Raw genomic sequence first — 12530 nt, 5'->3', positions numbered from 1 at the left:
CCGATCTCAGGCGCCTCTCAGTAGCCATCAGGAAGCTGGTCAGCAAGCGTGAGGAGACAGATACCATGACCGACGATCCCCAGCACCCCGCTGACCGGCCCGCCGCTACCGGACCGGGCGACGCGGGCCATCCCGCCGAGTCGGGCCCGCCGGCCGGGAATCAGGGGCAGGCGCCAGGCTCCGGCGGCCAGCCACCCTACCGCGACCCGTCCCATGGACAGGCGCCCCACGGCGGACAGGCGCCCTATGGGGGGCAGCCGACTGCGCCGTTCGGGGCTTCCGCGCCCTACCACGGCCCCATGTCGTTCGGTGGCCAGCCCGCGCAGGGTGGCCAGGCGTCACACGGCGGTGCCCAGCCGCAGGCATTCGGGCCCGTGCAGACTCCGCAGCGCAAGCCGTTGCGGCTCGGCCTGGTCGCCGGTGCGACGGCCTTGGCTCTGGTCAGCGGTGGTGTCGGTGGCGTTGTCGGAGTGCTGGCCGCCGACTCGGGTTCCGCGCCGGTGACCAACGCGCTCGAGGTGCCGAAGCCCGAGGTGAACACCGTCGCCAACGCGCCCGCCGGGTCCACTCAGGCCGTGGCGCAGCGGGTGCTGCCCAGTGTCGTGATGATCAAGGTCGCGGGAAGCCGCGCGTCCGGCGAGGGTTCCGGGGTCGTGTTGTCCTCGGACGGGCTGATCCTCACCAACAATCACGTCGCCGCGGGCGCCGGTGCCGCGGCGAAGATGGAAGTGGTGTTCAGCGACGGCAGCACCGCGCCCGCCACCATGATCGGCGCGGATCCGGTGTCCGACCTGGCGGTCATCAAGGTCAGTGGCAAGACCGGCCTCACGCCGATCGAACTCGGCACCTCCGACGGTCTGGCTGTCGGTCAGCCGGTGATCGCGATCGGTTCCCCGCTCGGCCTGGCCGGCACGGTCACCACCGGCATCGTCTCGGCCCTCAATCGGCCGGTCTCGACCAGCGGCGAGGGCACGCCGAGCCAGGTGAACCCGGTGATCGACGCGATCCAGACCGACGCGGCGATCAACCCGGGCAACTCCGGCGGCGCGCTGGTCGACGGGCAGGGCAAGCTGATCGGCATCAACACCGCCATCGCCAGCCTGGGCGGCGAGGCGGCGGGCGGCACCCAGAGTGGGTCGATCGGCCTCGGGTTCGCGATCCCGGTGGATCAGGCGCGCCGGGTGGCCGACGAACTGATCAAGACCGGCCACGCCACCTACGCCCAGATCGGCATCAAACTGCGCCCGCAGGACACCGCCGCGCGCGTGCTCGAGGCCACCCCAGGCGGCCCCGCGGCGAATGCGGGCATCCCCACCGGTGCCGTCATCACCCGTCTCGACGACCGTCCCATCGATTCCGGCGACGCGCTGATCGCGGCCGTCCGCTCACACCAGCCAGGAGACAAGGTGAAGGTGACTTACACCGACGAACAGGGCGGTAACTCCAAGACCGTCGAGGTCACGCTCACCGCCGCGGCGGCGGAAGGCGGCCGATGATGCGTTCGAACGCAAACCTGTCGTGCGTAAGCGCTACGGTGATGACCATGGACATCGATGCTCCCGTGGCAGGGCGCGCACTGGTTGTTGTCGTCGACGATCGGACGGCTCATGGCGGCGTGGATTCGCTCGGCCCGCTCGTCACCGAACTGCTCAACGAGGCCGGGTTCCTCGTCGATGCCTCGGTGACGGTGCAGGCCGAGGAGGTCGAGATCCGCAACGCGCTCAACACCGCGGTGATCGGCGGAGTCGACCTGGTGATCTCGGTCGGCGGCACCGGCATGTCGCCGCGCGATATCACCCCTGAGGCCACCACCCAGGTGCTCGACCGTGAACTGCCCGGCATCACCGAGGCGCTGCGCGCGTCCGGCCGGGTCGCCGGCTCGCTCGACGCGGGCTTGTCGCGTGGTGTCGCGGGCATCTCCGGCAGCACCCTGGTGGTGAACCTGCCGGGCACCCGCGCGTCGATCCGCGACGGGATGGCGACCCTCGGCCCGCTGGCCAGCAAGGTGATCGGCGAGCTGTCCGGTCTGGACGAATGACCTCCGACTCCCACGCCCCGGTTCCCGGCCCCGATGATCAGGGCCGGGAACCCGCTTCGGCGGAGGCGATCCGGCGCAAGGCGGCCGAGGCGGCGCGGCTGGCGCGGATCTTCGGCGATGTGCTGCCGGAAACCACCGGTGACGAGCGCGGCGAGGGATCGGGCGGCGCGGGCGGCGACGAATGGTTACGCTCCCAAGTTCCCCCGCATCACGGGTGATCGTCCCGTTATCTACGTAGCCGCTACGTAATAGGCGATCTTCGAAAAGCCGTTTTCTGAACGAACGTGAACGGCGGACAAATACTCGAGACCACGCGAAAGCGTGGTCTTTTGTCGTTCGCCGACCCAGATCGTTATCTCCGACGGGTTCCTGTCAAGGTGCCATGACAGGAGTCTTCGCGACTGCATCAATGCACGTCAAGGCATGTGGCGATGTACGAATGTGTGCTGTGGTTCACAGTGAAATTTACGAACTCTTTCGTTGCCGTGTCCATAGAACGGCGTTTAATGTTCGCCATTGAGCCACCAACTATCGGTCCCCGCAGTACTCCCACCTCTGTGCGTTGAACCACCCGGTGGAACCCTGGCTCGGGTTCGCCACACCGGCCCCGGCCGTATCGTCGAAATAACAGTTGGTTACGTAACGGCAACAAAGGGGCGACACACTGATCTGGGCCCTGTGAGGTCCATTTGTCCGGCTTCGAAAGTCGAAGTCGGCTGTTAGACACCTGATGAGGGGAAGTATGAGCGAGAACCGCACCACCGGTGTGCGCCGTGGCGTCCGTGCCGCGGGCGTCGGCGCTGCCGCGGCCGCCGTGGCCATGGGCCTGCTGTCGACCGGTGCCGCCAACGCCGATACCTTCGTGCCGTTGCCGGACGGCCAGAAGGTCAGCCCTGCTGGCGTGACCATCACCCGCACCCACGAGTCCGCACTGATCTCGCCGTCGATGGCCGCCAACGGCGCGGGACGCGTCGTCTGGGTCTCGGGCACCGCGATCGCCGAGGTCACCGAGACCCCCGAGGGCGAGGTCGGCCCCTGGAACGGCCCGACCGGCCGTCCCGGCTCCAACAACTCGTCGACACACGGCACCTCCCAGTTGAACACCGGCTACATCGTCGGTTGCCAGGTGAGCATCGCCGACGACGCGATCGGCGCCGGTCTCTCCGGTGGTCTGAGCACCGGTGGCGTGAGCGCAGGCGGCTCCATCGGCGTCAACCTCGGCCCCGGCGAAGTGAAGTTCGTGCAGATCAGCTCGAAGGACATCCTGAAGGCCGGTACGTACGCGATCGACTACCAGGACGCGGAAATCGAGATCCAGGGTTGCGCCGGCTACGCGCAGGCCCGGGCGTACACCGTCGTCGAGGTCATCGGCGACAACTACTCGAAGACCACCCTGTACGGCATGCCGTTCAGCATCGGCTGACGTCTTTCGATCCGGCACGAATCTTCTTCTCGCTGCGGCGAACTCAATCCTCGAGGGACAAATCCTATGATCAACCGTAAGTTCATGGCGAAGGTGGCGGGCGTCAGCGCTGCGGCCACCGTGGCCGTCGGCCTGTTCTCGACGGGCGCGGCCAACGCCGATACCTTCATTCCCCTGCCGGGTGGACACATCACCAAGACGCTGTCCGACGGCACCGTGGTCGACATCGCCCTGGTCGGCGAGTCGGCCAACATCAGCCCGTCGATGGGCTCCACCCCGGTCCACCGCAACGCGTGGGTCTCGGGTAGCGCTCAGGTCACCGTCTCCGACGGCGGCTCCGGCAAGATCTACCCCGGCTACACCGTGGGTTGCCAGGTCAACATCGCGGGCGGCGGCGTCTCCGGCGACGGCTCGGTCGAGAGCGACTGGGAAGGCAACGTCGACGCGGGCGTCGGCACCGGCGGCGAGCTGTCGCTCGGCCCCGGCCAGTCGAGCTCGTTCTACATCCTCGACCGCGAGGTTGCCGACGACTTCGGCAACGAATCGCACAGCAAGAACAACAAGTTCAAGAACGGCTCCGGTTCGGTGACCTGGTCCGACACCACCATCGGCCTGACCGGCTGCGCCGGCTACGCGCAGGCGCGTGCCTTCGTCTCCGTCGAGGTCGAGACCGACAACGTCATCTCCTGGGTGACCCTGTGGGGCGCTCCGTTCAGCCTCGGCTGATCTGTTCGCATCCCGAACTCGAAACGGGCCGGTCGCTACTGCGACCGGCCCGTTTTGTTGTGCTTTCAACGTCGTAGCGCTGGACATTACGAGTCCGCCTCATTATGTTGAACCCCGATTCATAGCTTCTCGATTCACCTCCCGGCAGGACGCTCAGTCCTGTTGCCAGCGGTGCCTGTCCCCGTGACACACCCCAGCTGGGTCCGGGCGCATCACAGATATCGGCCTCGATGGTCGAGGTCGGATTTGCGTATACCTCGAGGGGAAGAATGAGCGAGAACCGCACCAACCGCGGGCGTCGCGTCGCGTGGAGCGCAGGCGCCGCAGTGGCCGTGACGATCGGCCTGTTGCCGGCCGGTGCTGCCAACGCGGACACCTTTGTCCCGTTGCCGGACGGCCAGAAGGCCGGTCCCGGTGTCACTTTGAGTCGTACCGGCGAGCATGCCGTCGTCTCCCCGTCGCTGGCCGCCAACGGCGCTGGTCGCGTCGTGTGGGTATCGGGCAACGCGCGCGCCGATGTGCAGGTCACGCCGGAGGGTGAGGTCGGGCCGTGGAACGGTCCGTCGAACCGTCCCGGCTCCAACAATTCTTCGACGCATGGCGCGTCGAACCTGAGTCACGGATACATCGTCGGTTGCCAGGTCAGCATCGGCGACGACGCGGTCAGCGCCGGATTGTCCGGTGGTGTTTCGACTGGTGGCCCGTCGGCCGGTGGTTCGATCGGCCTCAACCTCGGACCAGGTCAGGTCGCCTTCGTGCAGATCGATGCCAAGGACATCCTGAAGCCCGGCGTCTATTCGGTGGAGTACCAGGACGCGGAGATCCAGGTCCAGGGTTGCGCGGGCTATGCCCAGGCTCGGTCCTACTCGGTGGTCGAGATCATCGGCGACCACTACTCCAAGACCACGTTGTACGGAGCACCGTTCAGCATCGGCTGATCGCGCATCCGAACCGAAACTCTTTCTCGTTCACACGAATTCACCCTCGAGGGGTCACTGTGATGATCAACCGTAAGAGCATGGCGCGCGCAGCCGGTGTCACGGCAGCGGCGACCGTGGCGTTGGGTCTGCTTTCCACAGGTGCGGCCAACGCCGACACCTTTGTTCCGCTGCCGGGCGGGCACATCACCAAGACACTGTCCGATGGCACCGTCGTCGATATCAGCCTGGTCGGCGAGTCTGCCAATATCAATCCGTCCCTGGGTTCCACGCCCGCGCATCGCAACGCCTGGGTTTCCGGCAGCGCGCAGGTGACGGTATCCGGTGGCGGCGGCGGCAAGATCTTCCCCGGTTACACGGTCGGCTGCCAGGTCAATATCGCCGGTGGCGGCGCGACCGGCGGCGCGGACGCCGAAAGTGATTGGGAGGGCGCTGTCACCGGCGGCGTGTCCTCCGGCGGCGAGCTCTCCATCGGCCCCGGCCAGTCGAAGTCCTTCTACGTCCTCGACCTCGAAATGGCCGACGACTTCGGCAACGAAACCCACAAGACCCGCAACGCCTTCAAGGGTGGCTCGGGCTCGGTGACCTGGGCCGACGAGACCATCGGCCTGTCCGGCTGCGGCGGCTACGCCCAGGCCCGTGCCTTCGTGAGCGTCGAGGTGGAAACCGACAACGTGATGAGCTGGGTAACCCTCTGGGGCGCGCCGTTCAGCCTCGGCTGAGCAATCGCAACAGATGAATTCGGGTCCCGCTCACCAGGTGAGCGGGACCCGAGCTGGTTGTGGGAGTGCCCGGATCAGTAGGTGTTCTTACCGTCGGCATTCGGCGCCGGTTCGGGCAGGTAGCTGTGCTTGCCGTTCGACAGACTGTGCTGTTCGGCGAGCAGGTCGCGGATCTGGATGAGCAATTCGTTTTCGCTGAGTTTCTCGTCGGCCTTGGAGAATCGTTTCTTCGCCTTGGTCGCCGGCACCACCAGGACGAAGTAGAGGATCAGCGCGACCAGCAGGAAGTTGATCGCCGCGGTGATGATCGGCCCGATCTCGATGAAGGTCGCCGGTTTGTCCGCGACGAGCTGGAAGCCGAGCCCCATCTCGTTCGATCCGCCGAACACCGCGAGGATCGGATTGATGATCCCGTTGGTGAACGCGGTGACGATCGCGACGAACGCCGTGCCGATGACGACGGCGACCGCCAGGTCGACCACATTGCCGCGAAGTAGGAAGTCCTTGAAACCTTTGAGCATTGCCGATGTCTCCTTCGTCCAGGAGCCGGCCGTGGGCGCTGTGCTCCCTATCGAATGATGCGAAACGGTGGTGCTTGGTTCCTCTGCGATGCTATCGAGAGTTCGGGCAAATCTCTCGCGAACTATACCGTCGCCGACGACAGGACGTTCAGTGGAAGACGACTGTCAGTGCCGTTCGCAGAGAAGCACCGGCGACAGCGGTCGCGTATTCGGTATCAAGGGCGAGCAGGACCACCCGTTCCGCCCCGCGTCGATCGCCCGTCGCGGTGACGAGCACGACCGCGGCATCGGTGGCCAGCGTCCGTGCGGGCTTGCTCGCCCCTGGTCCGCCCGCGTCCTCGACACCGATCACATCGACCCGGTCGCCCGCCCGCAACACATCAGCCACCGCGGCATCGGCCAACCGGATCGGCACGATCCGCGCATCGGCACTGCCTGCGGCCGCCGCGGCCAGCCGTGGACCGACGACGCGCAGATCGGTGAAGGTCTCGCCCGCGCGCATGGCACCGGTCAGTGTCGCGCCGAGCAGGGGAGCGGTCGAATCGACGGAACCGGTTGGCAGCGAACGGGATTCGTGGTGATCTATGCGCAGATCATCGGCGGTGAGCAGCCGACCGGGCGCCAGATCGCGGGCCGCGACGACCACGGTGACCTTCGCTCCGCCGGGGTCACCGCGCACGAACAACACGACGGCGGCGATGGCCAATACGGCGGCGGCGATGCGCCGGGCGAGTAGGGCATCGGCCCAGCCCGGACGATTACCGAGGGCGAAACGCCAGGAGCTGCCACGTCCCAGATCGGCGAGACTGCGAGTCATGGCGAAAGCGTAGAACCGTGGCAGTGCGGAAAAGCCGCCGAAAGCCCCGCCTGTGGATAACTACGGGGCTGTGGATAACTGCCGAAAAGTCAGCTGGCGGCGGCCGGAGTGGAGGTGGTGCTCGCACTCGACGACGAATCCCCGTTGCCGCTCGATCCGTTGCTGCTGGTACTGCTGCCGCTCTCGGCGGAGGTCTTCGCCGGCTCGCTCGCGGTGGACGCGCCGCCCCGGCTGTCGGTGCGGTAGAAACCGCTGCCCTTGAACACGATGCCGACGGAGTTGAACAGCTTGCGCAGCTTCCCGGAGCACTGCGGGCAGACCGTCAGTGTGTCGTCGGAGAAGGACTGAACGATATCGAAGCGGTTGTCACACTCGGTGCACGCGTACGAATAAGTTGGCACAGGATCCTCCGCAAGTCTCTCGTCGATCTAGCACTCTACCGCCGACACTGCCAACGTCGCGAATCGCCGTTTCATTCCGGCGAAACAGGGAGGTCGCGGCCCAGCTGCCGTAGCCCGCCGCCCGGGGTGAGCGCCCAACCCATTCGCCGATCGTGCGGTTCCTCGGGAAGCCGGTCGACCAGTTCATTATCCCGGACAACGGCGATCAGGCGAACGTCCGAGCGCGCGGCACCGAGCGTCCGGTCGTAGTACCCGGCGCCACGCCCGAGCCGCACCCCGCGTCGATCCACGGCGAGCGCCGGAACCAGGATGGTCGTGGCCTCGGCCACCACCGCGGGCGGCAACGTCTCGGTGGCCGGTTCGAGCAGGCCGTAACGGGCCTTGCGCAACGAACTCGCACCCTCGTAGCGCGCCCACTGCAGCGGACCCGGCTCGCCGGTCACCGGCAGCAACACGGTGGCGCCACGCTCGCGCACCGCGTCGAGCATCCGCAGATCGCCGGGTTCGCCCCGCACCGCGACGTAGGCGCACACGATGTCATCGACCCCGGCCAGACGGGCCGCGGCGGCGGCGAGGGCCGCCGCGTCGACAGCGTGTTCAGCGGGGTCGACCTGTGCGCGAGTGGCCAGGATCTCGCGGCGCCACGCATATTTGGTGCGCTCACCGGGCATCTCCACAGCGACCACCATAGTCTGCACAGACACGCAGCGATCCGGCGTCTTTCGCGCAGGGCCGCAGCGTTGGCGGAGGTACGCACAGGGTGCACAGCCGCCGAGCGATCCGATGTCTTTCGCGCATGGCCGGAGCAGAGGCGGAGGTACGCCTAAGCTCTTGCCGACGCCGGATCGCCGCGAGGAGACGATCGGACGGCACTGAATGGATAGGGTATTCGCATGACAGACAAGACTTCCGGTTTCCGCACTGCGGTGGTACCCGCGGCCGGACTCGGGACGCGGTTTCTGCCTGCCACCAAGACGGTGCCCAAGGAGTTGCTGCCGGTGGTCGACACCCCCGGAATCGAGCTGGTCGCCGCGGAGGCCGCCGACTCCGGCGCCGACCGCTTGGTGATCGTGACCTCGCCGGGCAAGGACGGCGTGGTCGCCCACTTCGTCGAGGATCTGGTGCTGGAGAGCACCCTGGCCGAGCGCGGGAAGTTCGCGCTGCTGGAGAAGGTTCGCAAGGCCCCGGCGCTGCTCGACGTAACCTCGGTCGTGCAGGAGGAGCCGCTCGGCCTCGGCCACGCGGTCGCCCAGGCCGAAGCCGTGCTCGACGACGACGAACTGGCCATCGCCGTTCTGCTGCCCGACGATCTGGTGCTGCCGTGTGGCGTGCTCGAGACGATGAGCCGGGTCCGTCGCGAACGCGGCGGGTCCGTGCTGTGCGCCATCGACGTGCCGAAATCCCAGGTCAGCGCCTACGGCGTCTTCGACGTCGAGGAATGTGCCGACGGCGCCGAAACCGACGTGCTGCGGGTGAAGGGCATGGTCGAGAAGCCCGACCTCGCCGACGCGCCGTCGACCCTGGCCGCAGCGGGCCGCTACCTGCTCGACCGAGTGATCTTCGACGCACTGCGCCGGATCACCCCCGGCGCGGGTGGGGAACTGCAGCTCACCGACGCCATCGCCCTGCTGATCGCCGAGGGCCACCCGGTGCACGTGGTGGTCCACCGTGGGTCGCGCCACGACTTGGGCAACCCGGGCGGTTATCTTCGAGCTGCTGTGGATTTCGCCCTCGAGCGGGAGGAATACGGTCCGCAACTGCGCGAGTGGCTGAACTTCCGGCTCAGCCCGGAGTGGGATCCACAGTCGCCCGTCGCCTAAACGCGCCAGATACGCCGCCGCCATAGATACAGGAGCTCGATGCGCTCGGTTGAGGATCAGCTGATCAAGGTCACCGCGGCTGCGGTCGCACCCCGGCCGGTCCGGGTGGCGATATCCGAAGCCCAGGGTTTGCTGTGCGCCGAGGACGTCGTCACCGAACGGCCGCTGCCCGGCTTCGATCAGGCCGCCATCGACGGGTACGCGGTGCGCAGCGTCGACGTCACCGCCGCGGGCGTCGACGTGCGCGACGAGGAGGGCGAGCTGATCGACCTCACCCTGCCGGTGGTCGGCGAGGTGGTGGCCGGTTCGCGCCAGCCCATCCGCTTGCAGCCGCGCCAGACCGTGCGGGTCGATACCGGCGCGCCGCTGCCGACCCTGGCCGACGCGGTGCTGCCGGTGGAGTTCACCGACGGTGGGCGGGCCAGGATCAAGGTTTTCGAGCCGGTGCGCTCCGGCGACTACGTCCGCCGCGTCGGTGACGATGTGCAGCCCGGCGATGTGGCCGTGCGCGCGGGCACGATCATCGGCGCGGCCCAGGTCGGCCTGCTCGCCGCCGTCGGCCAGGACAAGGTGCTCGTGCACCCGCGTCCACGGCTGTCGGTGATCTCCATCGGCGGCGAGCTGATCGACATCGATCGCACGCCCGGCCCCGGCCAGGTCTACGACGTGAACTCCTATGCCCTCGCGGCGGCCGCGCGCGACGCGGGCGCCGACGTGAACCGGGTCGGCATCGTCAGCGCCGATCCGCGCCGGCTGCGTGACGTGGTCGAAGGACAGCTGGTGCGCTCTGAGGTCGTGGTGATCGCGGGCGCGGTCGGCGGCTGGGCCTCGGATCAGGTGCGCGAGGCGCTCGACGGGCTCGGCGAACTGGAGGTCGACCGGGTCGCGATGCACCCCGGCTCGGTACAGGGTTTCGGCCGACTCGGGCGCGACGAGGTGCCCACCTTCCTGCTGCCCGCGAATCCGGTGAGCGCGCTGGTGGTGTTCGAGGTGATGGTGCGTCCGCTGATCCGGATCGCGCTCGGCCGTCGTCAGCCGATGCGTCGAATCGTCAACGCGCGCACCATCACTCCCATCACCTCCATGCCGGGCCGCAAGGGCTACCTGCGCGCGCAACTGCTGCGCGACGAGGCGACCGGCGACTACCTGGTGCAGCCGCTCGGCAACGGCAACAGCGGCTCCTCGCATCTGCTGGCCACCCTCGCCGAGGCCAACAGCCTGATCGTGGTGGAACCCGACGACACCGATTTCCGTACCGGTGACGAAGTGCAGGTCGCGTTCCTGGCGCAGCGCGGCTGAGCAGTGGACTCCATGAACGTGTTCCGGGCCGGACAGCACCCCGGATGGCCCGCCCGGCTCGGTCCGGTGCTGGTGGCAGGCGGCAAGGTGACGCTGCGACCGGTGCGTTTCCGCGACGCGGCCGCATGGAGCCGGATCCGGTTGCGCGACCGCGACCATCTGGAGCGGTGGGAACCGACCGGGCGCGGCTCGTGGGAGGCGCGCAATCACGCGTCGAACTGGCCGTCGCTGTGGACGAGTTTGAAGGCAGAGGCCCGGCGTGGGGCGATGATCCCGCTCGTCATCGAGGTCGACGGGCAGTTCAGCGGTCAGCTCACGATCGGCAATATCGTGCGCGGCGCGCTGCGGTCGGGCTGGATCGGGTATTGGGTGGCCAAGGATCTGGGCGGTCAGGGGGTGGCGACGGCCGCGTTGGCGCTCGGCCTCGACCACTGCTTCGGATCAGTCGGCCTGCATCGCGTCGAAGCGACCGTGCGACCGGAAAACCTTGCCAGCCAGGCGGTTCTGCGCAATGTCGGCTTCCGGGAAGAGGGCATGCTGCGCCGCTACCTCGATGTCGACGGCGCGTGGCGCGATCACCTTCTGGTCGGGTTGACCGTCGAAGAGGTTATGGGCACTGTGGTGGATCGCCTGGTCAGGGAGGGTCGAGCGGCGCGGCCGTGAAATTTCTGTTACTCATGTGGCAGGTGTGCACGGCGCGCCTGCCACACGGGCGCGTCTGCCCGAATTAACCTACGGACGTCAGTGGTGCGTCCACAGATGGACAACACGTAGGTGGGGACGGGAGGTGATGACCGCGATGCCGAACTCGATCCTGTGGATCGGACTGGTAGTGCTGTGGGTCTTCGTTCTGTTCCCGATCCTGGCGGACCGGCATCCCCGGATCCGCCGTACCACCGATGCCGCGCTCGCCACACGCGTGCTGCACCGTGGCGGGGCCGAACGACGGATCCGCATCGGCGCGGCAGGCGGTCACGAGAGTGACCCCGATTACCGACCCCGTGTGCTGCGCAAGCGCCCCCACCGAACTGATTCGGAGGATCGGATGACGACCGAAGAGCCCGTCACCGAAGATGACGACGAAAAGCTGACCCCCGCAGTCGAACTCGAAGCGGCGGCCGAGGTGGGCTCCGGCGAAGCCGAAGAGCCTACTGAAACAGCTGATCTCGACGACGACGTAGCTGAAGATGCCGCGGCGGAGCCACTCTCGGCGCAAGCGGGCGAAGATCCGCCCGTCGCCGCGCGCATCCCACCCGCGCCACCGGCCCGCCTCGACGACCTCACCGCCGAAGACGCCGAGTTCGATGACGACGACGACTTCACCCCCACGCGACGCGGCCGTGGCGGCTACGACCCCGAGGCCGACGCCATCGCCCGCGCCGCCCGCTACCGCTTCCGTCAGCGCGCGGTCATGGGCCTGATCATCGGCATGATCCTGTTCCTCGCCTTCGGGCTGCTGCTGAACTCGATGTTCTGGTGGGCGTGCGGGCTGTCCGCTGCCGTGCTCACCGGCTATCTCGCGTACCTGCGCAAGCAGGTCCACGTGGAGGAGGAGATCCGCCGCAGGCGCGCTGCCCGCCTGACCCGCGGCAAGCGTCAGGAAGCCGCTGAGGCGACCCCTGAGGCGGCTACCACGCGTCGCACGATGGACCGCGACACCGCACGCGCCCTGCGGCGCCGCTCCACGCTGCTCGACACCGACGACGAGGACCCGAGGTTCGAGTTCCTCGAGATCTTCGATCCGGCCACTTCTCGCGCACTCCGCAACCGGGTCGAGGACCTCGGTCAAGCCGTCGGCGAGTAACTGGTGCAACCACGCAATATC

General features: G+C 67.7%; 15 protein-coding genes. 11 read left to right on the top strand and 4 right to left on the bottom strand.

Annotated elements, in window-relative coordinates:
• The first annotated feature begins 65 nt into the window (after positions 1-65).
• The 7 genes from ACWZHB_RS24250 to ACWZHB_RS24220 all read left to right on the top strand — a co-directional run bounded on the left by ACWZHB_RS24250 (position 66) and on the right by ACWZHB_RS24220 (position 5847).
• Positions 66-1496: a S1C family serine protease gene (locus ACWZHB_RS24250; RefSeq protein ID WP_427904123.1), complete on the top strand. Its 1431-nt coding sequence runs from the start codon at positions 66-68 to the stop codon at positions 1494-1496.
• Positions 1496-2038, top strand: a complete 543-nt coding sequence (locus tag ACWZHB_RS24245) for a MogA/MoaB family molybdenum cofactor biosynthesis protein (protein ID WP_427904122.1) — start codon at positions 1496-1498, stop codon at positions 2036-2038. Before ACWZHB_RS24250 ends, ACWZHB_RS24245 begins: the two co-directional genes overlap by 1 nt.
• The gene (locus ACWZHB_RS24240; protein WP_427904121.1) at positions 2035-2256 is read left to right on the top strand and encodes a hypothetical protein; all 222 of its coding nucleotides are present in this window, start codon (positions 2035-2037) and stop codon (positions 2254-2256) included. The genes ACWZHB_RS24245 and ACWZHB_RS24240 overlap by 4 nt, the downstream gene beginning before the upstream one ends.
• A 524-nt stretch (positions 2257-2780) precedes the next feature.
• Complete coding sequence (locus ACWZHB_RS24235) at positions 2781-3461, top strand: MspA family porin (protein WP_427904120.1); 681 nt, start codon at positions 2781-2783, stop codon at positions 3459-3461.
• A 66-nt stretch (positions 3462-3527) separates the two neighbouring features.
• Positions 3528-4187 (top strand): MspA family porin, encoded by a 660-nt coding sequence (locus tag ACWZHB_RS24230; RefSeq protein ID WP_427904119.1) that lies wholly within the window; start codon positions 3528-3530, stop codon positions 4185-4187.
• Between the two features lie 269 nt (positions 4188-4456).
• Positions 4457-5125 (top strand): MspA family porin, encoded by a 669-nt coding sequence (locus tag ACWZHB_RS24225; protein ID WP_427904118.1) that lies wholly within the window; start codon positions 4457-4459, stop codon positions 5123-5125.
• A 62-nt stretch (positions 5126-5187) separates the two neighbouring features.
• A complete protein-coding gene (locus ACWZHB_RS24220) occupies positions 5188-5847 on the top strand; it encodes an MspA family porin (RefSeq protein WP_427904117.1) in 660 nt (219 codons plus the stop codon).
• A 74-nt stretch (positions 5848-5921) separates the two neighbouring features.
• Here ACWZHB_RS24220 and mscL read toward each other — a convergent pair whose 3' ends face one another.
• The 4 genes from mscL to ACWZHB_RS24200 all read right to left on the bottom strand — a co-directional run bounded on the left by mscL (position 5922) and on the right by ACWZHB_RS24200 (position 8275).
• Positions 5922-6368, bottom strand: a complete 447-nt coding sequence (mscL, locus tag ACWZHB_RS24215; RefSeq protein WP_427904116.1) for a large conductance mechanosensitive channel protein MscL — start codon at positions 6366-6368, stop codon at positions 5922-5924.
• A 148-nt stretch (positions 6369-6516) separates the two neighbouring features.
• A complete protein-coding gene (locus tag ACWZHB_RS24210) occupies positions 6517-7185 on the bottom strand; it encodes an SAF domain-containing protein (protein ID WP_427904115.1) in 669 nt (222 codons plus the stop codon).
• An 89-nt stretch (positions 7186-7274) separates the two neighbouring features.
• Complete coding sequence (locus ACWZHB_RS24205) at positions 7275-7586, bottom strand: FmdB family zinc ribbon protein (protein WP_427904114.1); 312 nt, start codon at positions 7584-7586, stop codon at positions 7275-7277.
• Positions 7587-7657: 71 nt separating this feature from the next.
• Positions 7658-8275 (bottom strand): 5-formyltetrahydrofolate cyclo-ligase, encoded by a 618-nt coding sequence (locus ACWZHB_RS24200; protein WP_427909279.1) that lies wholly within the window; start codon positions 8273-8275, stop codon positions 7658-7660.
• A 204-nt stretch (positions 8276-8479) separates the two neighbouring features.
• On the opposite strand from ACWZHB_RS24200, the gene ACWZHB_RS24195 reads away from it, so the two are divergent.
• The 4 genes from ACWZHB_RS24195 to sepX all read left to right on the top strand — a co-directional run bounded on the left by ACWZHB_RS24195 (position 8480) and on the right by sepX (position 12509).
• Positions 8480-9406, top strand: a complete 927-nt coding sequence (locus tag ACWZHB_RS24195) for a UTP--glucose-1-phosphate uridylyltransferase (RefSeq protein WP_427904113.1) — start codon at positions 8480-8482, stop codon at positions 9404-9406.
• Between the two features lie 39 nt (positions 9407-9445).
• Positions 9446-10705, top strand: coding sequence for a molybdotransferase-like divisome protein Glp (glp, locus tag ACWZHB_RS24190; protein ID WP_266293338.1), 1260 nt, complete (start codon positions 9446-9448; stop codon positions 10703-10705).
• Between the two features lie 12 nt (positions 10706-10717).
• Entirely contained in the window at positions 10718-11368 is a 651-nt protein-coding gene (locus ACWZHB_RS24185; protein ID WP_427904112.1) for a GNAT family N-acetyltransferase, read from the top strand.
• Between the two features lie 136 nt (positions 11369-11504).
• Complete coding sequence (gene sepX, locus ACWZHB_RS24180) at positions 11505-12509, top strand: divisome protein SepX/GlpR (RefSeq protein WP_427904111.1); 1005 nt, start codon at positions 11505-11507, stop codon at positions 12507-12509.
• The last annotated feature ends 21 nt before the right edge of the window (positions 12510-12530 follow it).

It is taken from the genome of Nocardia sp. FBN12, assembly GCF_054031145.1.
This window is presented reverse-complemented; position numbering and strand designations above follow the sequence as displayed.

What these genes read in the sequence shown, in the direction of transcription:
- ACWZHB_RS24250 (WP_427904123.1), top strand. Translation starts at nt 66, where the DNA reads ATGACCGACGATCCCCAGCACCCCGCTGACCGGCCCGCCGCTACCGGA.
- ACWZHB_RS24245 (WP_427904122.1), top strand. Translation starts at nt 1,496, where the DNA reads ATGCGTTCGAACGCAAACCTGTCGTGCGTAAGCGCTACGGTGATGACC.
- ACWZHB_RS24240 (WP_427904121.1), top strand. Translation starts at nt 2,035, where the DNA reads ATGACCTCCGACTCCCACGCCCCGGTTCCCGGCCCCGATGATCAGGGC.
- ACWZHB_RS24235 (WP_427904120.1), top strand. Translation starts at nt 2,781, where the DNA reads ATGAGCGAGAACCGCACCACCGGTGTGCGCCGTGGCGTCCGTGCCGCG.
- ACWZHB_RS24230 (WP_427904119.1), top strand. Translation starts at nt 3,528, where the DNA reads ATGATCAACCGTAAGTTCATGGCGAAGGTGGCGGGCGTCAGCGCTGCG.
- ACWZHB_RS24225 (WP_427904118.1), top strand. Translation starts at nt 4,457, where the DNA reads ATGAGCGAGAACCGCACCAACCGCGGGCGTCGCGTCGCGTGGAGCGCA.
- ACWZHB_RS24220 (WP_427904117.1), top strand. Translation starts at nt 5,188, where the DNA reads ATGATCAACCGTAAGAGCATGGCGCGCGCAGCCGGTGTCACGGCAGCG.
- mscL (WP_427904116.1), bottom strand. Translation starts at nt 6,368, where the DNA reads ATGCTCAAAGGTTTCAAGGACTTCCTACTTCGCGGCAATGTGGTCGAC.
- ACWZHB_RS24210 (WP_427904115.1), bottom strand. Translation starts at nt 7,185, where the DNA reads ATGACTCGCAGTCTCGCCGATCTGGGACGTGGCAGCTCCTGGCGTTTC.
- ACWZHB_RS24200 (WP_427909279.1), bottom strand. Translation starts at nt 8,275, where the DNA reads ATGGTGGTCGCTGTGGAGATGCCCGGTGAGCGCACCAAATATGCGTGG.
- ACWZHB_RS24195 (WP_427904113.1), top strand. Translation starts at nt 8,480, where the DNA reads ATGACAGACAAGACTTCCGGTTTCCGCACTGCGGTGGTACCCGCGGCC.
- glp (WP_266293338.1), top strand. Translation starts at nt 9,446, where the DNA reads ATGCGCTCGGTTGAGGATCAGCTGATCAAGGTCACCGCGGCTGCGGTC.
- ACWZHB_RS24185 (WP_427904112.1), top strand. Translation starts at nt 10,718, where the DNA reads ATGAACGTGTTCCGGGCCGGACAGCACCCCGGATGGCCCGCCCGGCTC.
- sepX (WP_427904111.1), top strand. Translation starts at nt 11,505, where the DNA reads ATGCCGAACTCGATCCTGTGGATCGGACTGGTAGTGCTGTGGGTCTTC.